Genomic DNA, 20,766 nt, shown 5'->3' on the forward strand with positions numbered 1-20,766 from the left:
ATGAAGCGCATTAAACTTTTAACATCTTGTGTGTTGCTAGTCACTTTTATAACCAGTTTTTCAAGTCGCGGTGAAGATATTGAGTTATATGTTCGCAATATTGCTGACCGAGTCGGCACTGCACCTCAGGTTATGATAATTTTCGATAACTCAGGCAGTATGCAAATCAGTGAAAGTGTAAAAGCGAGTTATGATCCAGCACAAACGTATGATGGACACTACACCAATGGCGCGAATGAAAGGGCTGTATTTTTTTCAGTTGGCGCATCGGGTGCCTCAGAATTTCCAGACCCAGTTGATGATACAAGAAGGTTTAATGAATTAATTAATGCGTGTAATCAATCTTTTATCCCTTTATACGGATTATGGCGACACAACACCAATGGCACTGAACAAAATGGTTATGAATTAGCGCAAGCGGGCGCTGATTTTTCGAATTATTCATTAATAGAAGGCGGACAAGGGTATTATGTCGACCGAGTAGGGGAATATTATACTAGCGGTCAGAATAAAAATAGCTGGCGTAGTTTGCGTGAAAATAATGGCATGAATGCAACGGATGTCATGGATTGTTTAAAAGATGTGCTGGAGGTGGATCAAAACAATCCAGGTGAGTTTGGTGCGCAAAGCGGTAATGGTACTCTTATTGGCGCCGGCCTGCCAGTCAATGGTTATGCAACAGGGCAGGGCAACAATAAAACGACACATACACACTATTTTGTGAGTGATCCCAGCAACATTGAAAATGATACCACCTATCAAAATACTAAAGCGACATTTGCCGATGTTAACGTTGTTACTTTGTATACCGGTAATTATTTAAACTGGAAAACAGCATCAGCAGCAGATGTGGGTAGCAATAACAAAAGCCGTTTAACAATTGCTAAAGAAGCTATTTCTTCTGTCGTAAACGCGACCGCAACAGTCGATTTTGGGTTAACGCTTTTTAACATTAATTATCCGAATGAAGGACACAATGATGGTGGCCGAGTTGTTTCTGCAATCAAAACACGTAGTAATGCAGAAACGGATACTTTGTTAAATACAATTAATAATATTCAAGCACAAACCAATACGCCTTTGTGTGAAAGTATGTATGAAGTTTACCGTTATTTTGCTGGTCTTTCGGTGAAGTATGGCAATGAAAATGGGAGTTATGTACCAAGCTGGTTAAATCATTCCGATGTCTATATTGAACCGGATAAAGATCCCTCAGCAGAAAGCGCTGGTAGTTATATTACACCGTATGGCAATAACTGTCGTAACGAAGCTTATGTCGTTGTGATAACCGACGGGCAACCCACAAAAGACAATGATGCGAATGCCAGCATTGCGGCCTTGTCGAGTGCCAACTCACAATCCGCTGTGGATGGGAACTATTTACCAGTGTTAACAGAGTGGATGTTTAATAATGATGTTAACGAAAATTTAGATGGTATTCAAAATGTAGTCAGTTACACCATAGGCTTTGGTAGTGATGCCATTAATGCTGAACCTATTTTACAGGCAGCTGCTCAAAAAGGAGGCGGTGCATATTATTCAGCAACCGATCCCGATGAATTAGCTTCAGCCTTACAAAAAGCACTGATTAGTATTTTAGAACAGAGCGCTTCTTTTACATCGCCTTCTGTGGCATCTAATAATTTCGACCGAACGCGAAGTTTGGATAATGTGTATTATTCAATGTTTTTCCCCGATGATGGACCTAGATGGCCGGGTAATCTTAAAAAACTAGTGGTAGCAGATAACGTTATTGTCGATTCAAATGGATTGCCTGCGATTGACTCGAACGGCAATATTGCGAGTACGGCATTTAGCTTTTGGGGGCGACAAGTAGCTGTGAGCAAGGCACTGTGTGTGCAGATGGTAATGATGTCGATCGTGGTGGGGTGGCTGAGTATTTAGCGAATAAGTCACCGGCTGATCGAACGATCTATTCAAATACTGGAGGCGGGGGAGCGCTGCAAACCTTCAACTATTTAAATGCAAGCACAGGGATAGCAAACTTATCTGCAACCCTAGGTGTGGCAAGTGGTGAAGAATCTACTCTTATCGATTGGGCTCGTGGCGTTGATGTCCATGATGAAGATAATGATGGTAATACAAGTGAAATGAGAACCGATGTATTCGGTGATCCTTTGCATTCTAAACCCTTAGTTATCAATTATGGTGGAAGTGTTAATAACCAGGATTTACGTATAGTTGTTGGTACCAATGCTGGTTTTTTACATATGCTTGATGACAATGGAGCGACTATTACCGAGTCATGGTCTTTTATTCCGACCAGCGTGTATCCGAACTTAGATATTTTGAGAGACAATGTCACCAATGCCTCTAAAGTGTATGGTATGGATGGTTCTCCAGTTGCCTATGTCAAAGATACAGATGGAACAATTTCGGCTGCAGACGGAGACAAAGTTTGGTTATTTACGGGTATGCGACGGGGTGGAAATCAATACTTTGCGTTTGATGTGACTTCGCCTGATTCGCCATCCTTAAAATGGACAATTACCGGTGGTTCAAATCAATTTCCAACACTTGCACAAAGCTGGTCTCAGCCGGTTGTCGGGTTTATTAAATCTTCTCGAATTGCCACATCAACGCCTGTCCTTATTTTGGGCGCGGGATATGTCAGCGATGCAGATTCTGCGGGGTCAACAACATCAGGTCGCGGGATCTATATTGTAAATGCAGATACTGGCGAAAGAGTTTGGAGTTTTACACCCGACGCAAATTTAGGCAATAACACCGAAGTGAATATTTTAGATGCTGTGCCGGCTAAAGTTGCGGCGCTTGATTCTGATTTTGACGGCTTTATTGATCGTATTTACGCCGGTGATCTAGGTGGAAATGTATGGCGAATGGATTTATTTGGTTCAGATGAAAGTAAATGGACCGCCTATAAATTAGCTTCTGTGTCAGGAGAGGCTCAGGCCGACAAGCGTAAATTTTTTAATGAACCGACGGTTGTACGAACGTTTTTCAATGTTAAGAAAAGGGTCAGTATCACGGGTAATGAATCATCAACTGTCGTGGTCTCAAAAGAAGTCCCGTATGAGGGGATTGTGATTGGTAGCGGCGACCGAGCGCATCCGAATTCGTCGACCACCAATGATCGTTTATATGTTATTCAAGATCGCAATATTATTACTGATTCCTATACTACTACGCCGAATTGGTCCAACATTCGTGAAGATGATTTATTTGATATGACAGGAGATCCTATTCAACAAGCCATTGCAAATAATGACTTGGATAGTATATTGATTGATGGGCTTGCAAATAAAAAAGGTTGGTATATTGACTTAGCGCGAAAAGGTGAAAAGTCACTATCTGCAGCTCGGGTTATCGGTGGCGTTGCATATTTCACATCTTATACACCGCCGGATGGTGGCGTGCTTGCAAATAGTTGTACCATAAAAGCAGGAACAGGGCGGCTTTATGCGATGGATTTGAGCTATGGCACGCAAATTTATGATTGGGGCAATGAAATGGTCGTTGGTAATCGAATTCCTGATACGCCTGTTACTTATGCGGGTGAAAATGAAGATGGTAAAAGCCTGTTATCTTTTATCGGTGTTGGTCAAGGTGAAAATAATACAGGTGTGATCGAAGCTAAAGGATCGACAGGTGAACCAGGAGAGTCATGTGAAGATTCGAATAGTTGTGATATTGATTTCGGCTTAAAAACATATAAATTACATACCAAGGTTGAAGAGAAATAATGCTCGGAACATATAAAGTGCAGGGTTTGACGTTGGTCGAACTTATGATATCGGTAGCCATTGTTGGTATATTGGCCGCTGTTGCTTATCCCGCTTATGTTGATCATTACTCGCAAAGTTATCGCAGTGATGTGATGCGTGAATTAGTCAAGGTGATCAACAAGCAAGAAGCTTATTATGCTGATCAAATGACTTATACCGCGGATATGACTGAACTCGGTTATCCAAATGACCCTTACATAGCCGAGAATGAAATGTTTACCATTGATATTGTCGAGGCCCAAGGATTAGATTTAACGCAAGAATATACGGTTACAGCGACAGCTGTAACCGCACAGAAAAACAATGACCCAGAGTGTGCATCATTGAGCATTAATCACTTGGGTGAAAAATCTGCAGAGGATAAAGATGGAAATGATTCAACGAGTTTGTGCTGGTATTAAACTTTGTACTTTACCTCTGTTATTGATAGCTGGCTTTAGCGCCTCGTTGTCTGCGCAGCCATTAGATTATAAATGTTACGTTCAGTTAAATAATGGTAAATTTCAAATTGCCTTTATCGATGGAGCACATGCTGCAGATGAAAGAAGCGCGATGCAGGTCGCTTTAGCTCAGGGCGTATATGCAGAGGATGGTACTAGTGTGCTAAAAATTAACAAAGTTTTTGAATGCAGACGATTAAACCGCTCTTTTGTTAATGTAGAAGCAATCAAACTTGATGAGAGAACACCTAGGTAAAAAACGATACAAACTAATTGCAGACAATATGGCTGCTGTTGGTATTTGTTTCATCTTTGCCGTCGTTATCAATGTCTCTTGAAAGCCTTGGGCGTCCGCCTAAACTAATAATAACAGCTCTTGAATAGAGTTCATTATCGTCTACGTGCGGGCAGTATCTAAATGTCCCGGCAAGTCCTTTTATATGTCCGTTTTCACCAAACCGTAAGTAACGGCCGCCTGAAAACTCAAATTTATCATGATTTTGAATTGGGTTTCGTAATCGTACTTGAGTATCTATTTGCTGATCGAATTTAATATTATTATCTCGATCGACAAATATACTGTAGCCTTGTTTCCAGTTATTAATACAATCACCGTTAGTATTTAAAGGGCACATAACAACAGGGAAATTAAATTGCACAGCGTGGTTACGCGATAATAATATATCTTGATTTAACTGATATAAATGGTTGTTTACGCGCGATTCTACGAGCGTTTCTTTTAAACTTGGAATACCTAAAGTGAGCGAAATTAAACTAATGGCCAGTAAAATAATCAGTTCAAGCAGGGTAAAAGCATCTTGTTTATAGTGCATCTTTCTTCCATGAATTTGTTCTTCCGTGTGTTCTTATCTTAGAAAAATAGCCACTATAAAACAAGCAAATAATATTTTTTAAATGCAGGTAATGTGATCATTCGAGCTGTTTATTTCATCTTTCCCATCATGATCTATATCTGATGAAGCACGCGGTCGACCACTAAGCCCAATGATAACTGCTCGTGAATACAATTCAGGGTTATCAACACTCGGACAATATTTAAAAATGCCCTGCTGATTGTTACTAAATGAGGTGATTGGCGTCCCATCAAATTGATACTGGAGTGCACTGCCGTCAGAAAATGTCAGGCTATCACCCGTTGAAACTTTAGCCCGTACAAATAGTTTACGCTCAGTTGCAGAATCAAACACTGCGTCTGCATTGTTATCGATGAACACAGTATAGCCGTTGTGCCATTGGTTGTTGCATTGATTACTCGAGTTTAACGGGCAAATAGTGATTGTTGTTTCATAGTTCACCGCATAACTGCGAGCAGAAACAATATCTTTATTTAAGTTCATTACAACCGTGTTAATTCGGTTTTCTACAATGGTTTCTAGCAACGAGGGTATACCCAAGGTTAGCGCAATACCTGCGATCGCTAAAGTTAACATTAATTCTAGTAGAGTAAAGCCGCGCTGTATCGAATTACGCAGTGAAAAAGGTGACATTCGTACTCCAGCTTAAATGCTTCGAACATGTTAGGTAATTATGGCAAAACTGAGTGAAAATGCGAGGATATTTTATCTTGCGGTTAAAACTGATATAAAACGAAATGGGCATTAAATAGAATTGTATGAAATGGCGTCCCATAGGGGATTCGAACCCCTGTTACCGCCGTGAAAGGGCGGTGTCCTAGGCCTCTAGACGAATGGGACGCATAGGAACTTCAAGCAATTTGTATAACGTTACTCTTAACCGAGGAAGTTAAAAGTGGCGTCCCATAGGGGATTCGAACCCCTGTTACCGCCGTGAAAGGGCGGTGTCCTAGGCCTCTAGACGAATGGGACGCTTAGGAACTTTTAATTTGTTTGTTACACTACTTAAACCAAAAGGTTGAAGTGGCGTCCCATAGGGGATTCGAACCCCTGTTACCGCCGTGAAAGGGCGGTGTCCTAGGCCTCTAGACGAATGGGACGCTGTATCAAACAGGACAACAAATGTTGTCAGGCCATTACATTGAATTAACGCAGTTCATACTATGAACATTTGGTGGAGCTAAGCGGGATCGAACCGCTGACCTCAACACTGCCAGTGTTGCGCTCTCCCAGCTGAGCTATAGCCCCGAACCAGCATTGCCTCAATGCGGGGCGCATTCTATGCACCCCGACTGAGTATGTCAACAAAAAATTATGACTTTTCTCGATTATTAATAAATTCTATTGCCAAATCGATTCTAGCCAAGGTTTTTGCCTGTCCAATTAAGTGTAAAGTTTGATCTAAAGAAGGTGAATTTCCACCACCCGTGACAGCCACGCGAAGCGGCATTCCGACTTTACCCATGCCCAAACCCAGTTCTTCGGCAGTTGCGTTGATGAGCGTGTGAAGGGATTCTGGTGTCCACTCGGTACAAGCTGCTAATTTTTCTTTTATTAAAACTAAAGGTTCTTTAGCGACGGGCCTTAAGTGCTTCTTGGCCGCTTTTTCATCAAACTCAGTGAAATCTTCATAAAAATAGCGTGAAATCTCAACTAACTCTTTTAATGTTTTAACTCTGTCAGCTTGCACTTGGATAACACTTTCTATCGCTGGACCTGTGCTGGTATCTAGCTTTTGCTCACTTAAATGCCATTGTAAGTGTTGCGCCACTTCGCTTGCAGGTAATGTTTTGATGTAATGTTGGTTCAACCAAATTAACTTTTCAGTATTAAATGCAGAAGCGGCTTTATTAATGGCTTCTAAACTGAATAGACTAATCATCTCATCTACAGAAAAAACTTCTTGATCACCATGAGACCATCCCAAGCGCACTAGATAATTAAGTAAGGCTTGTGGTAAATAACCATCATCACGATATTGCATAACGCTGACAGCGCCGTGACGTTTAGATAGCTTTTTACCATCGTCGCCCAAAATCATAGATACGTGAGCATAGGTTGGCACGGGCGCATTTAATGCATTTAATATGTTAATTTGGCGAGGGGTATTGTTGATATGATCTTCACCACGCACCACATGTGTAATGCCCATGTCCCAATCATCAACAACAACGCAGAAGTTATATGTCGGCGTGCCATCTGAGCGTTGAATAATGAGATCATCAAGCTCACTATTAGCCACTTCGATTTTGCCGCGAATTTTGTCATCGAATACAACCGTGCCTGTTTGTGGGGTTTTAAAGCGAATTACGTATGGCTGATCGCTTGGGTGATCTGTGCGATCACGCCATTTTCCGTTGTATCTTGGTTTTTCTCCGGCAGCCATTTGTTTCTCGCGCATCTCGTCGAGCTCTTCGCTGCTGCAAAAACATTTATAGGCTTTACCTTCATCTAAAAGTTGTTGAATTAAACTTTTATAGCGGTCAAATCTTTTTGTTTGGTAGTAGGGGCCTTCATTCCAGTCCAATGATAACCATTGCATACCATCCATTATCGCATCAATAGCTTGCTGAGTTGAGCGCTCAATATCCGTATCTTCAATGCGTAGAACAAATTCGCCTTGGTTTGCTTTAGCAAATAACCAAGAATAAAGAGCTGTTCGAGCCCCCCCTACATGCAAATAACCCGTAGGGCTGGGTGCAAAACGTGTTTTTATCGTCATTATGTTTAAATCCGGCAATTTAGAATGGAATGTAAAAAGGTATTTTAACAATGCTTGCCAGTGTTTCCTAATTAGATTTTGATTGAAATAAGTGTATTTTGTATAGTTTTAACGCGCGTTGGCTATTTAATAGTCGATTGAATGAAATTACTATTTTTTTTAAGAATTTTTGTTGACAGCTGCCAGAGCTTCCCTATAATGCGCACCACATAGCGAGGCAGTCAACTTTAACTAAAGTTATGTTAGCTAGCGGAGGACGCTTAGCTCAGTTGGGAGAGCATCGCCCTTACAAGGCGAGGGTCACTGGTTCAAGTCCAGTAGCGTCCACCAATTCTAAAATCTGCATTAAGTCCAAATGGACGCTTAGCTCAGTTGGGAGAGCATCGCCCTTACAAGGCGAGGGTCACTGGTTCAAGTCCAGTAGCGTCCACCAATTTTTTCTTTTGATAACATTTCCTAATTCAATATCTCATCGTATTCTACTCTGATAAAGAACATATGTTTCGAGCTTTGAGCTGTGTAGGTCGTCCCTTTAGGGCGACATTTTAAATTCATCATCTGTGCATTATGCTTTTGTCGGACTAAAGTCCGACCTACATTTTAGCTTTAAGCTACGAGCTACAAGCTACAAGTTTCGAGTTTCGAGCTGTGTAGGTTGTTCCTTTAGGACGACATTTTAAATTCATCATCTGTGCATTATGCTTTTGTCGGACTAAAGTCGCGACCTACATTTTAGTTTTAAGCTACAAGCTACAAGCTACAAGCTACAAGCTACAAGTTTCGAGCTACGAGTCACGAGTTTCGAGCTGTGTAGGTCGTTCCTTTAGGGCGACATTTTAAATTCATCATCTGTGCATTATGCTTTTGTCGGGCTGAAGCCGCGACCTACATTTTAGCGATAAGTTGCAAGCTACAAGTTTCGACCTACAATTAGCTTGCTGCAGCTTGCAGCTTGCAGCTCGAAACTCGAAACTCAAAACTAAAAAGGTATTTATATGAAAGGCAGTTGTTTGTGCAATCAAGTTCAATTTGAAGTGCAACCTCCGGTGCAATTATTTCAATATTGCCATTGTTCCCGTTGTCGCAAAGTAACAGGCAGTGCACATGCATCTAATTTATATGCGAAAAATAGTCAGTTGATATGGTTGAAAGGCGAAGACTTAGTGCAACGGTATGAAGTGCCTGATGCAAAATACTTTGCGACTTGTTTTTGCAAACACTGTGGATCGGCTTTGCCGTGGACTGTAAAGGGCCGAGACACTTTGGTTATCCCCGCCGGTTCACTAGATGAAGACCTAGATACGACACCTTTGCAAAGTATTCACTGGGCTTCCAAAGCAAATTGGTATACGTCGCCCAATTCAATCCCGCATTTTGACGAATTACCACCGAAAAAGTAATTCTGTGGCTAGGGCGTGTGAATCTTTGTATTATTTTTGAGCAATAGGCTATTTTAATCATTAACAAAGCAGAATGAGTGGGGGTTTAGTCATTCTAAATAAACGAATTCTAATGCCGTTAAGGGTTAAAATAGCCATTGCCCTTCGGGCTGAGGCCAAAATGGTCTTATGCAGCGTTAGAAATAACTTATTTAGATGACTAAACTTCATTATTTCTGCCTTGCCTAAGACCATTTTTTCTCTCAGCTCAAATTATAAACAAAGATCAACACGCCCTAGAGCCTATTGATCTTTGATTTAGGCAGGAAACAAAACATTTTTATAAGTTTGAGCTATAATAGCGCCTTTTGATATTTTCATTTGGCGCTTTCCTTTATGGTTCAGTTATTTAAATCTGCAAAACCCAAAAAAACCAACAACAAACCGTATCAGGTAAAAATTGAATCATTAGACAACCAAGCGAGAGGGGTTGCACGCCACAAAGGGAAGGTTGTTTTTGTCGAAGGAGCTTTACCGAATGAGACGGTGCTTGTCCAAAATATAGCGGATAAAAAACAGTTTACCGAGGCCAAATTACATAAAATTATTCAAGCCAGTAACGATCGGGTTCAAGCTGAATGTAAATGGTATGCGCAATGCGGAGGCTGCCAACTGCAACATCTTAATACAAACGCACAAATTGATGAAAAACAGAAATTTGTTGCAGGTTTATTGGGCAAGGTTGGTTTATACGCATTAAATTGGCAACCTGCCTTACAAGGGCAAGCCACGTATTATCGCAATCGCAGCAGGTTAGCAACCTGGTATGAAGGCAAGCAAGATTACTTACATGTCGGCTTTCGCCAACGTAAAAGTAAAAAAATAGTTGAGATTGACAGTTGCTTAATCATGCCTCAAGCCTTTCAAGGCGTATTATCTGAATTACCGCAAGCGCTTAATAAATTGCAGGGTAAAAAACATTTAGGTCATATCGAATTTAATCACGTAGGTGAAAAACCTATTATGCTGATTAAAACGAATGAGCAATTATCCATACATGATCAGCAAATATTAACGAATTTTGCCGCGTCCAATAAGGTCAATCTGTATATATTAGATGCCGCGGATGAATTAACAGATTTAAGTGTACATCAACTGAAAAGCAGTGAACTTTACTACCCGCTTGAAGCTCTAAAAATTCATTATAACTTAACCGACTTTGTTCAAGTCAATCATCAGATGAATCAAGCTATGGTTCAACAAGCGATTGATTGGCTGGCTGCAAGCAAAGAAGACACGATACTCGATATGTTTTGCGGCAGTGGGAATTTTGCATTACCACTGGCAAAAATGGCGCAGTATGTGCTTGGTATAGAAGGTAGTGACGAAGCGGTACAGCAAGCAAAGCGCAATGCGCAGCTAAATAATTTAACGAATGCCGAATTTCAGCAAATGGATTTAGCGAAAACAGACAGCTTGCAGCAGATAGATTGGCTAAAATACAATAAAATGATTTTAGATCCTTCGCGTGAAGGTGCCTTCGGTATTTGTCTGAGCAGTGCAAATTGGCATGCTTCTAAGGTACTATATGTGGCTTGTGATGCAAATTCTTTGATGCGCGATAGTGCAGAATTGGTGTCTCATGGTTACCACATTGAAAAAATTGGCCTTATTGATATGTTTCCACATACCGCACACGTAGAAACAATGGCATTGTTTAGCAAATAGTAGATGGATTAAACATGGTTTCGGTTAGAAAATCGCACGATAAAAATATCAAATTTTTAGACTTTCCAGCATGGTTGGAAAGTCTCGAGTTTTCTGACACCGCGCGTAAAAAAGCGGTTTCTCAGTGTCATAATTTTCTAACTGAAATCGATAATAATCCGCTTATTGTCAGTATCTCTCGAGAGTTGGTTGAGATATTAAACACCTTAAATATGGATGCGGAAACTTTAACCGCAGCTATGTTATATCCATACTGGCAGCGTGATTTAATTACTTCCGAAACTATCACGAGCCACTATTCAAAAACCGTATTTGAATTAGTACATGGTATTGAACAAATGGCGGCTATTCGGATATTACATAGTCAAAAAAGAGGCGATTTGTCTGGTGATCAAATAGACAACATACGTCGCATGTTATTGGCTATGGTGGAAGATGTGCGTGCTGTCGTTATCAAGTTGGCTGTTTGTATCATCGAACTGCGTCTTGCAAAAAATGCGGATGAAGAAACTCGGGTATTAGCTGCGAAAGAAGCCTCTACTATCTATGCACCACTTGCCAACCGTTTAGGTATAGGTCAAATTAAGTGGGAAATCGAAGATTACTGTTTTCGTTATCAACACCCAGAAACCTACCAGCGCATCGCTGGAATGTTAGACGAAAAGCGCAAAGACAGAGCTTCATATATTCGTAATTTTGTGCAGCAAGTAAAAGCTTCTTTAAGTACAGTCGGAGTCAGTGGTGATGTGTTTGGGCGTCCTAAGCATATTTACAGTATTTGGAAAAAAATGCAGAAAAAGGATCTGTCTTTTGAACGCTTATTTGATATACGAGCAGTACGTATACTGGTTGACTCTGTATCCGATTGTTACAAAGCGTTAGGCGCCGTGCATACCAAGTGGCGACCCATTTCACGAGAATTTGATGACTATATATCAGCACCTAAACCCAATGGCTATCAGTCTATTCATACGGTTGTAATTGGGCCTGAAGGTAAATCGATAGAAGTGCAAATTCGTACTTTTCAAATGCACGAAGAATCCGAATTGGGTGTCGCGGCACATTGGCGATATAAAGAAGGCACGGCAAATGGTAAAGAGGATAGTTACCAAGAAAAAATAAATTGGTTGCGTAAGCTGTTGCAATGGCAGGAAGATGTCAACGGCGGCAGCGAAATGTTAGAAGAATTGCGCAGTCAGGTTTTTGAAGACCGAGTTTATGTTTTTACCCCTAAAGGTGATGTGGTTGATTTACCACAAGGCAGTACGCCACTCGATTTTGCATACTATATACACAGTAATGTGGGTCACTGTTGCATAGGTGCTAAGGTATCAGGGCGGATTGTGCCCTTTAGTTACGTTTTGCAAAATGGCGACCAGATTGAAATTATGACCAGCAAAGAACCAAACCCCAAGCGGGATTGGTTAAATGCTAGCTTAGGCTATGTAAATTCAAGCCGTGCCAGAGCTAAAATCCACCATTGGTTTAAACAACAAGACAAAGAGAAAAACTTAACTGAAGGGCGAGACTTATTAGAAGCCGAGTTACGTCGTTCAGGCTTGACCTTGCAGGACGCAGAACCTGCAATTGCACGTTTTAATATGAGCCAAATGGATGATTTATTAGCGGCAGTAGGTGGTGGAGATGTTAGCTGCAGCCAGATCATAAACTTCATTCAAAGCCGAATTCAAAAATCAAAAGATGAAATTGATGAACGATTGCTCAGCAAGTTAGGCTCAGCACCGCCTAAACAACAGGCTAACGCTCAAGGCGTGGTGGTACAGGGTGTGGGTAATTTATTAACCTATATGGCGAAATGCTGTAATCCGGTGAAAGGCGACACGGTTGCAGGATACATTACGCATGGCAAAGGGGTTTCCATTCACCGAGCGGACTGTGAACAACTCGCACAAATGTTAGATCAGCACCCAGAACGTGCAGTCGATGTCGAATGGGGCGGCGGCGATTCCAGTGGATACCGAGTCACCGTTAGAGTTGTCGCAGTAGACCGAACAGGTTTATTGCGTGATATTACAACCATCTTAGCAAACGAAAAAGCTTATGTTTTGGGCGTGCGCAGTCATTCAGATGAAGTTAAACAAGAAGCGGCTATTGATATTGATATGTCTGTACCGCACTTGGAAAGTTTGACTAAATTATTATCTAAGTTGAGCCAGTTACCCGACATCTTTGAAGCTAAGCGTTTAAACGCTTAAAAGAGAACTAAACGACAAATGCAAAAAGAAAGATATCAACTAAACGACCTGCTGGATATTATGCGCGCGCTGCGAGATCCTGATTCTGGTTGTCCGTGGGACTTAAAACAAAATTATCAATCTATCGTGCCACATACCTTAGAAGAAGCCTATGAAGTTGCAGATGCGATAGAACAGGGAGATTTTGAAGAATTAAAAGGCGAGTTAGGCGACTTACTTTTTCAAGTCGTTTTTTATTGCCAATTAGCCACTGAAGAAAACCGCTTTGACATAGCGGATGTGATACACACGGTTTCAGAAAAATTAGTTCGCCGTCACCCGCATGTTTTTTCAAACGCAGATTTTAGTGACGATGCTCAGATAAAAGCCAATTGGGAAGCCGAAAAAGCCAAAGAAAGAGCACAGAAGTCAGAGTCTGAATTTAATAGTGTCTTAGACAATGTCCCCACTAATTTACCTGCCTTAACACGCGCCAATAAATTACAAAAACGCTGTGCCAGTGTTGGCTTTGATTGGCCGGACATTAACGGTGCAATCGATAAAGTAAAAGAAGAAATTGCAGAGCTGGAAGTAGAGCTGGCACAGAAAGACCATGATGCTCAGCAAAAAGCATTAATAGCGGAAGAATTAGGCGATTTGATGTTTGCTCTGGTTAATGTAAACCGAAAGCTTAAATTAGACCCTGAAACAACTTTGCGCGCCGCTAATCAAAAGTTTGAAAAACGCTTCCGTAAAATCGAAATACTGGCCAGCAAAAAGTATACAGATGATTTTGCTCATTTGAGTTTGCAGCAAATGGAAGCCTTGTGGCAACAGGTAAAAAGCGAAGCTAAAGACAAATAACTTTGAAATCTTATTGAATCTAAACTATTTTTGATATTGTCCTTAGCCGTTAATTGGGAAAGCCTAGTGCAAAAACTAACCTCTATCTTTTTTGCTATTGTCATTTTAGCTGTGAGCTACAAAATAATAGAGCCTTGGCTGTTGCAAGAGCCTGAACCTGAGAAACCTAAGAAACATAAAACAATTGCCACTTCTACAAGCAGTGTAAGGGACTCCTCCGGTACTCAAGCGCCTTCTAGTGATTTGTATATTCAGGAACGCTTAGCTGAAAAAATGCCTAAGCTTTATTCATGGCAGCGACTATTGCAGTTGCATGGCGCATCACATCCAGAGGCTTTTAACAATTATGTTGACGAATGGCTGAATGCAAATTCTGAGCAATTATATAAGCGCGCCTTTCGCCGCGGTTATGATTTAGCCAACTCTCAAGTACAGCAACATATCATTCAGCGAACTGTGTATAACTTTCCTGAACAAGCCGGTGAGCTGAGTAAAAGTTTTTTAGCGCGCGGGTATGATGATCATTTGGCGTTGCAGCTTGCATTGGGTTTTTATCAATATCACCCAGATAAATTACAAGATTACCTAGACAATGAACCTGCTTTTGCAAAAATACCCAATGACTTTAGTGATCTATTTATCCGAAAGGTGTTTTCGCATAATCCAGAGCAAGCACTTAAATGGTTGCCGACCGTTCCTAAATTTAGCCAAATCGAAGCTTATAAAGAGTACGCAAATGCGCAGTTAAGACTACAAAACCCAGAGACCGAATAACTAAATGCCAGTCGCTGGGTAATAAATAAAATAATAAATGAACGCTAAAAATACACGCCGATTACATCTGAGACTGCAAGTAATTTGGCAAGCCTAACATTTTAATTAAACGTAATTGCTGTTCTAACCAATAAGCATGGTCTTCTTCAGTATCATCTAATAACGTTTCTAGCATTTCGCGCGTGACATAGTCCTGCTCTTTTTCACAAAGTGCAATGGTATCTTTTAAAAGCTTAGCAACAGTGTATTCAACGCGTAAATCGCTTTCTAACATAGAGGGTACATCGGTACCGATTTTAATACCATCACGCGTGCTCATATCCGGTGTACCTTCTAAAAACAAGATACGTTCGATAAGGGCTGACGCATGTGATTTTTCATCATCAAATTCGTGATCGATACGCTCATAAAGCTTGTTGAGTCCCCAGTCTTGATACATTCTTGAATGTAAAAAATACTGGTCCATAGCAGCTAATTCATTCGCTAACAGTTTATTTAGCGCATCGATGATAACTTGGTTGCCTTTCATTTTTGCCTCCGTTTAAAGCTGTGCCTGGAGATAATTTTCGATCCCCATGTTGTCAATTTGATACTGTTGGGTTTCAATCCAGTCGATATGCTCTTCTTCATACTCGAGTATATCTTCCAGTAAATCCCGGCTGACATAATCCTGAGCGTTCTCACAAGCGGCGATAGCTTCTTTTAACAAACCAATTTGTTCTACCTGAAAGGCCATGTCACAGGTCAACATTTCTTTAGTTTCTTCACCTATTCTTAAAGAGCCAAGCCGTTGTAGGTTAGGTAACCCTTCTAATAAAAGCACGCGCTCAATGATATCATCGGCTTGTTTCATGTCTTTAATCGACTTTTTATAGCTTTTTTCGTTTAACTGATTAAGTCCCCAGTTTTTAAACATACGTGCATGTAGAAAAAACTGATTGATAGAAGTCAGCTCTGCCGTTAGAACTTTGTTCAGATAATCAATGACTTGCTTGTTGCCTTTCATGGTTTGCTCCCAGCTGATCAAATTTATATAGTGCGAGTATAGTGGAAAAACCGAAAAGTGCAAAAAAATCTTTTATTTCAAAGGGTTGCAACTGTTAACCATTCTTATTCATATTTCGGTTAGTGATTTGTTTAACGATATAGTTGCAAGCTTAAGATAAGATGACAGAAACAAAAAAGGAGCCGTTAAGCTCCTTTACAATTTAGCGTGGCATTCAATGGTTTACAATAAAACGCGCGCTTTAATTGTGCCATCAATTGCTTTTAATTGTTCTAATGCGGTTTGGCTGTCATCAGAGTCAACTTCTAATACAACATAACCAATTTCAGCGTTAGTTTGTAAATACTGAGCTGAGATATTAATACCTTTTTCAGCAAACGCTTGGTTGATTTGAGTTAAAACACCTGGTTGATTCTTATGGATGTGTAATAAACGGCTGCGGCCTTCATGTGAAGGGAGTGATACCTCTGGGAAGTTTACTGCTGATAAAGTAGAACCATTATCACTATATTTAGCCAGTTTGCCCGCTACCTCAATACCGATATTCTCTTGTGCTTCTAACGTAGAGCCACCAATATGCGGTGTTAACAATACGTTTTTCAAACCGCGTAATGGCGAAACAAACTCTTCATCATTTGATTTGGGCTCAACAGGGAACACGTCGATTGCTGCGCCGCCTAAATGCGGTTGTTCGCCAGCCAAAAATTCAGCTAAGGCCTCAATGTCTACAACCGTACCACGAGAAGCGTTAATAAACATTGCACCTTGTTTCATTGCTTTAAACTGCTCAGCACCAAACATGTCTTTGGTGCTGGCATTTTCTGGTACATGCAAAGTAACAGCGTCAGATTGCGCCAACAAATCATTTAAATTGTGAACTTGTTTAGCATTACCAAGTGGCAGTTTATCTTCGATATCATAAAAAATCACATTCATACCAATGGTTTCAGCTAAAATACCCAACTGAGTACCAATATGGCCGTAACCTATAATACCGAGTGTCTTGCCACGCGCTTCAATCGAGCCATTGGCCGATTTTTGCCAAATACCTTCGTGCGCTAATGTGCTTTTTTCCGGAATACGACGGAACAATAATAAAATTTCACCGATAACCAACTCGGCAACAGAGCGTGTATTTGAAAACGGTGCATTAAAAACCGGAATACCAAACTCGCATGCAGCATCCAAATCAACTTGGTTGGTGCCAATACAAAAACAACCGATACCGATCAGCTTTTCTGCGTTTTGTAGCACGTTACGTGTTAACTGAGTGCGTGAGCGCAAACCAACAAAATGTGCATCTTTAATTTTTGCGATTAAATCTTCTTCAGCCAGTGAAGTTTTTAAATACTCAATATTGGTGTAGCCCGCGTTATTAAGTGTTTTAATCGCGCTTTGGTGAACACCTTCTAGAAGAAGGATTCGGATTTTATCTTTAGCTAAGGAGAATTTACTCATTTGGTTCCCAAGGCGTTATGGTCTAAATAATGCCCGCAATTATATAGATTGACAAAAAATCTGCATCTTTTTTTCGATATATATAATGATTAATCGTAATCACTAAAAGGCCAACTAATCGCTCAACTAATCGCTCAACTAATCGCTCAATTAATAGGTATCTACGCCTTTATCAGTGGCAACTAAAACCACATCAGCCGCACGGGCGGCAAAAATGCCATTGGTGACAACACCTGTTATCTGATTTAACTGCGCTTCAAGCGTAACCGGGTCGGTGATTTGTAAATTATAAACATCTAAAATGACATTCCCATTGTCTGTTGTTACGCCTTGACGATAAACCGGATCACCGCCTAATCTAACAATTTCACGCGCTACATAACTGCGCGCCATGGGTATGACTTCAACAGGAAGTGGAAACTTACCCAATACGTCCACACGTTTGCTGTCATCGACAATACAAATAAATTTTTTCGCAACAGCGGATACGATTTTTTCGCGTGTTAACGCAGCACCGCCACCCTTTATCATATGTTTTTGCGGGTTAACTTCATCAGCACCGTCGACGTAAATATCAAAAGAAGCAACTTGGTTTAAGTCGAATACTTCAATACCTAATGCTTTTAATTTTTCGGTAGATGCTTCGGAACTAGACACAGCCCCCTGGATGTCTTCCGCTAAAGGGGCTAACGCCTCAATGAAATAATTTGTTGTACTGCCAGTGCCGACGCCAATAATTGCATCTTTCTCAACATACTTTATGGCGGCTTCCGCGACAGCTCGCTTTTTGTCATTTTGATTCATGTGTGATATTTCCCGAAGAAAAAAGTGGCAATAGTATAACTAATAAATCTAGTTGTCGGAATAATATCCGACCAACGTATCAATTAAATGAATAAATTTGGCTAGGTGTAATTAACATATCTAGTGGCACGTCCCAACTTTCAACTGGCAGTTTTTCAACGCACTGACAGTCATGTGCCAAGCCAATTAAGCGTGTTTTACTGTTTTTTACTTGGGCAAAAGTGCGATCATAATAACCACCACCCATGCCCATTCGATTGCCCTGTTTATCAAATGCCACTAAGGGGACAAAAACCAGATCAAGTTCATTGACCGGGCAGATAGTGGGGCAACTTATATAGGGTTCAGGAATGTTATATTTATTGATGCGCATTTTAGAGTTTTCCTGAAAAGAAAAAAACGCTAAATGATTTTCTGCAAAAGGGTGTAATACGGGTAAATAAACAGAAGCATCCAGTTGCCAGGCATCTTTTATAATATCTTGTGGTGAAATTTCACCATCATTGGCGATAAACGCGGCGATCTTGCAGCGAGCATTCATTAATCCGAGTTGTTTTACTTGCAACGCGATTTGATGGCTGGCCGTTAATTGCTGCTCTGTTGATAAAGCGCGGCGCATTTTGCGAATGTGTTTTCTAAGTTCAACTCTGGTTAGATTCATTTACGACTGGGAGTATTGTCTTTCAATATTGCTATTATGCAATTTTACTGGGTTTTCATCTACTGTGAGAAACTGGTTTAGGTTAAAACAAAAAAATTGGTGATAATAGCTAACAGCATCATTTAAAACCAGCTGTATATAAGATGTTGTTGTTTGTTTTAATTGTCGTTAAATTGTAACAAATTGTAATTTTTAATCTTTTGCAGCAAGTATTTAAAACTTCAGCTTTTCATCCCATTTATTGCGGTTAAACCTGCATTTCTATTGCTTTTAACAACAATTTTTCATGTGTTTTTAGCAGTGAAAATAGTTAATAATCAATGCGCTTGTAATCTAACTGTCATAATTTTGGCAACTAATTGTCATTTTTCATGCGTAATCTCTGCGCGTAAATTCTTTGAATTAATTTAACGCACTAAATTACAAAACGGAGATATCCATGAAACTTAAGCACATTTTTGCAATGACTGCAGTTGCAGCTTCTTTGACTTTAGCAGGTTGTGGCGGAGATATTAATATTACTCCGACTGTTAATGACACTAGCACAACAGACAACAGTGTTGGTGATAATTCTAACAATGTAACAAATAACAATGGCGGCGGTAATAATGCGGTAGAAGTTGTTTGTGCAAGCTATACAACTGATGCTGGTACTGTAGAGGGTGTTGCTGCTGGTAATGACTGTCTATATAACGACTCATTTGCAAGTGCAAACATTTCTATTACTTCCAACATTACGTTTGAAGAGTTACCTGATGGTGGTGTACACGTTTTCGAAAAAGCATTGCAAATTGGCGCAGATGGCGATACTAGCACTGGATTTACCATCCCAGCAAACGGCCCAACTATGACAGTTAAGCCAGGTGCAACTTTAGCGTTTAAATCTGGTGAAGCGATTATTCGTATTGCTCGTGGTGCAAAAATTCAAGCTGTTGGTACTTTAGAAAAGCCAATTGCTTTCACGTCTGCATATGCATTTGACCGTTTTGATGACGTAGGTAATGGTGCAAAATATGCTGACTGGGGCGGTATTATTATCAACGGTAATGGTATCACTGACCAATGTACAGACGCTCAGCGTACTGGTGGTACATGTAATGTTCCTTCTGAAGGTATTCCTTCTTTCTTTGGTGGTAACGACAACACTGATTCTAGTGGTTCAATTAAATACGCTAAAATTTGGTACGCAGGTTCTGGACCGCGTGAAGGCGGTGGTGGTGACGACCTAAACTCGTTAACCCTTAACGCTGTTGGTGCAGGTTCTAGCTTTGAGTATATTCACATTCACCAAGGTTTTGATGACGGTGTTGAAATTTTCGGTGGTGCAGCTGATTTAGCATACATCGCTGTAACTGATACGCAGGATGATTCGTTTGACTTAGATGCGGGTTGGCAAGGTGATGCGCATCACTTATTTGTAATGCACGGTAGTGTTACTTTGGCTGACGGTACAGTTGCCCACATGGGTAACGGTGGATTCGAAGCTGATGGCCTTAAAGGTAGTTCAGATGCGGATACTCGTGGAGGATTTGTTCCTTCAATCAAGGATGTAACCATTATTACTACCGACGAACTGTCTGTTCGTGACGGTCCTGCAGACGGATCATCATCTATGGGCTTTAAATTCGATGACTACTTTAATGCTAGCTTTGATAACGTATTGGTTGTTAAGCAAAATGATAACGCTGCAGTTGCTTCTTCATGTATAACCCACTCTACTGATGGTGAAAAACAAGCTGACAAGATTACGTTTGTAAACTCAACATTAGCTTGTGATTCAGATGCAGAATTTGCGGAAGCTCAGTTTGGTGCTAGTGCTGGTGGTACATTAGCGGGTACCGCGAAAACAGCTTGGTTTGATAACGGTGGCAACACTCGTATTGGTTCTACATCTGATGTGTTAGCAACGAATGGTTTTTCTACTAACACTTCATCTACTGCTAAAAATGCAAACACTACTGGTGCTTTAGCTGATACAGACACTAGTTCTAATTGGTACAAATGGGTAGAAGCTGCATACACTGCCGCTAAAGCTGATTAATATAGAGTGGTATTTTAAAAATGGGCGCTATGTTGCGCCTATTTTTTTGCTA

At 40.6% G+C, this 20,766-nt stretch carries 18 protein-coding genes and 6 tRNA genes; 12 read left to right on the forward strand and 12 right to left on the reverse strand.

All coding sequences use genetic code 11. The annotated features are described in order from the left end of the window. From FNT16_RS09235 to FNT16_RS09250, 4 genes are read left to right on the forward strand one after another with little or no spacing between them, the layout of a single operon-like run. Positions 1-1,905, forward strand: coding sequence for a pilus assembly protein (locus FNT16_RS09235; RefSeq protein ID WP_143871317.1), 1,905 nt, complete (start codon positions 1-3; stop codon positions 1,903-1,905). Further along, the gene (locus FNT16_RS09240) at positions 1,854-3,725 is read left to right on the forward strand and encodes a pilus assembly protein (RefSeq protein ID WP_143871318.1); all 1,872 of its coding nucleotides are present in this window, start codon (positions 1,854-1,856) and stop codon (positions 3,723-3,725) included. Before FNT16_RS09235 ends, FNT16_RS09240 begins: the two co-directional genes overlap by 52 nt. Further along, the gene (locus FNT16_RS09245; protein WP_143871319.1) at positions 3,725-4,168 is read left to right on the forward strand and encodes a type IV pilin protein; all 444 of its coding nucleotides are present in this window, start codon (positions 3,725-3,727) and stop codon (positions 4,166-4,168) included. The genes FNT16_RS09240 and FNT16_RS09245 overlap by 1 nt, the downstream gene beginning before the upstream one ends. Further along, positions 4,134-4,463 carry a TapY2 family type IVa secretion system protein gene (locus FNT16_RS09250; RefSeq protein WP_143871320.1) on the forward strand — a complete coding sequence of 110 codons (330 nt, stop codon included), beginning with the start codon at positions 4,134-4,136 and terminating at the stop codon, positions 4,461-4,463. Before FNT16_RS09245 ends, FNT16_RS09250 begins: the two co-directional genes overlap by 35 nt. A gap of 13 nt (positions 4,464-4,476) precedes the next feature. Here FNT16_RS09250 and FNT16_RS09255 read toward each other — a convergent pair whose 3' ends face one another. The 7 genes from FNT16_RS09255 to gltX all read right to left on the reverse strand — a co-directional run bounded on the left by FNT16_RS09255 (position 4,477) and on the right by gltX (position 7,804). Further along, the gene (locus tag FNT16_RS09255; RefSeq protein ID WP_143871321.1) at positions 4,477-5,040 is read right to left on the reverse strand and encodes a GspH/FimT family protein; all 564 of its coding nucleotides are present in this window, start codon (positions 5,038-5,040) and stop codon (positions 4,477-4,479) included. A 78-nt stretch (positions 5,041-5,118) separates the two neighbouring features. Next, complete coding sequence (locus FNT16_RS09260; RefSeq protein ID WP_143871322.1) at positions 5,119-5,715, reverse strand: GspH/FimT family pseudopilin; 597 nt, start codon at positions 5,713-5,715, stop codon at positions 5,119-5,121. 131 nt (positions 5,716-5,846) lie between these two features. Further along, positions 5,847-5,922, reverse strand: a tRNA-Glu gene (locus FNT16_RS09265). A 56-nt stretch (positions 5,923-5,978) separates the two neighbouring features. Continuing rightward, positions 5,979-6,054 (reverse strand) — tRNA-Glu (locus FNT16_RS09270). 52 nt (positions 6,055-6,106) lie between these two features. After that, positions 6,107-6,182, reverse strand: a tRNA-Glu gene (locus FNT16_RS09275). Between the two features lie 72 nt (positions 6,183-6,254). Beyond that, positions 6,255-6,330: transfer RNA gene (locus FNT16_RS09280), tRNA-Ala, on the reverse strand. A gap of 64 nt (positions 6,331-6,394) precedes the next feature. Beyond that, entirely contained in the window at positions 6,395-7,804 is a 1,410-nt protein-coding gene (gene gltX / locus FNT16_RS09285; RefSeq protein ID WP_143871323.1) for a glutamate--tRNA ligase, read from the reverse strand. 254 nt (positions 7,805-8,058) lie between these two features. Between gltX and FNT16_RS09290 the strand changes: the two genes are divergently transcribed. The 7 genes from FNT16_RS09290 to FNT16_RS09320 all read left to right on the forward strand — a co-directional run bounded on the left by FNT16_RS09290 (position 8,059) and on the right by FNT16_RS09320 (position 14,744). Continuing rightward, positions 8,059-8,134 (forward strand) — tRNA-Val (locus tag FNT16_RS09290). Positions 8,135-8,161: 27 nt separating this feature from the next. Further along, a tRNA-Val gene (locus FNT16_RS09295) sits at positions 8,162-8,237 on the forward strand. 562 nt (positions 8,238-8,799) lie between these two features. After that, positions 8,800-9,204 carry a GFA family protein gene (locus FNT16_RS09300; protein ID WP_143871324.1) on the forward strand — a complete coding sequence of 135 codons (405 nt, stop codon included), beginning with the start codon at positions 8,800-8,802 and terminating at the stop codon, positions 9,202-9,204. 375 nt (positions 9,205-9,579) lie between these two features. Then, a complete protein-coding gene (rlmD, locus tag FNT16_RS09305; protein ID WP_143871325.1) occupies positions 9,580-10,911 on the forward strand; it encodes a 23S rRNA (uracil(1939)-C(5))-methyltransferase RlmD in 1,332 nt (443 codons plus the stop codon). 14 nt (positions 10,912-10,925) lie between these two features. Further along, on the forward strand, positions 10,926-13,127 hold the full coding sequence (relA, locus tag FNT16_RS09310) for a GTP diphosphokinase (protein ID WP_143871326.1): 2,202 nt from the start codon (positions 10,926-10,928) through the stop codon (positions 13,125-13,127). 18 nt (positions 13,128-13,145) lie between these two features. Beyond that, positions 13,146-13,970, forward strand: a complete 825-nt coding sequence (gene mazG / locus FNT16_RS09315) for a nucleoside triphosphate pyrophosphohydrolase (protein WP_143871327.1) — start codon at positions 13,146-13,148, stop codon at positions 13,968-13,970. Between the two features lie 66 nt (positions 13,971-14,036). Further along, positions 14,037-14,744 carry a hypothetical protein gene (locus FNT16_RS09320; protein WP_143871328.1) on the forward strand — a complete coding sequence of 236 codons (708 nt, stop codon included), beginning with the start codon at positions 14,037-14,039 and terminating at the stop codon, positions 14,742-14,744. Positions 14,745-14,805: 61 nt separating this feature from the next. Here the strand turns inward: FNT16_RS09320 and bfr (FNT16_RS09325) are convergent, their stop codons facing one another. The 5 genes from bfr (FNT16_RS09325) to FNT16_RS09345 form a co-directional block, all read right to left on the reverse strand. Continuing rightward, a complete protein-coding gene (gene bfr, locus FNT16_RS09325; protein ID WP_143871329.1) occupies positions 14,806-15,273 on the reverse strand; it encodes a bacterioferritin in 468 nt (155 codons plus the stop codon). A gap of 12 nt (positions 15,274-15,285) precedes the next feature. Then, positions 15,286-15,750, reverse strand: coding sequence for a bacterioferritin (gene bfr / locus FNT16_RS09330; RefSeq protein ID WP_143871330.1), 465 nt, complete (start codon positions 15,748-15,750; stop codon positions 15,286-15,288). Positions 15,751-15,972: 222 nt separating this feature from the next. Continuing rightward, positions 15,973-17,208: a phosphoglycerate dehydrogenase gene (gene serA / locus FNT16_RS09335; RefSeq protein ID WP_143871331.1), complete on the reverse strand. Its 1,236-nt coding sequence runs from the start codon at positions 17,206-17,208 to the stop codon at positions 15,973-15,975. A 150-nt stretch (positions 17,209-17,358) separates the two neighbouring features. Continuing rightward, complete coding sequence (rpiA, locus tag FNT16_RS09340) at positions 17,359-18,012, reverse strand: ribose-5-phosphate isomerase RpiA (protein ID WP_143871332.1); 654 nt, start codon at positions 18,010-18,012, stop codon at positions 17,359-17,361. 79 nt (positions 18,013-18,091) lie between these two features. Then, entirely contained in the window at positions 18,092-18,673 is a 582-nt protein-coding gene (locus FNT16_RS09345; RefSeq protein ID WP_143871333.1) for a 5-formyltetrahydrofolate cyclo-ligase, read from the reverse strand. A 439-nt stretch (positions 18,674-19,112) separates the two neighbouring features. Here FNT16_RS09345 and FNT16_RS09350 point away from each other — a divergent pair, with 439 nt between their 5' ends. Then, positions 19,113-20,714, forward strand: a complete 1,602-nt coding sequence (locus tag FNT16_RS09350) for a hypothetical protein (RefSeq protein ID WP_143871334.1) — start codon at positions 19,113-19,115, stop codon at positions 20,712-20,714. Positions 20,715-20,766 lie beyond the last annotated feature (52 nt).

The sequence above is a fragment of the Catenovulum sediminis genome, from assembly GCF_007289895.1.
In the GTDB taxonomy this organism is placed as follows: Bacteria; Pseudomonadota; Gammaproteobacteria; order Enterobacterales; family Alteromonadaceae; genus Catenovulum; species Catenovulum sediminis.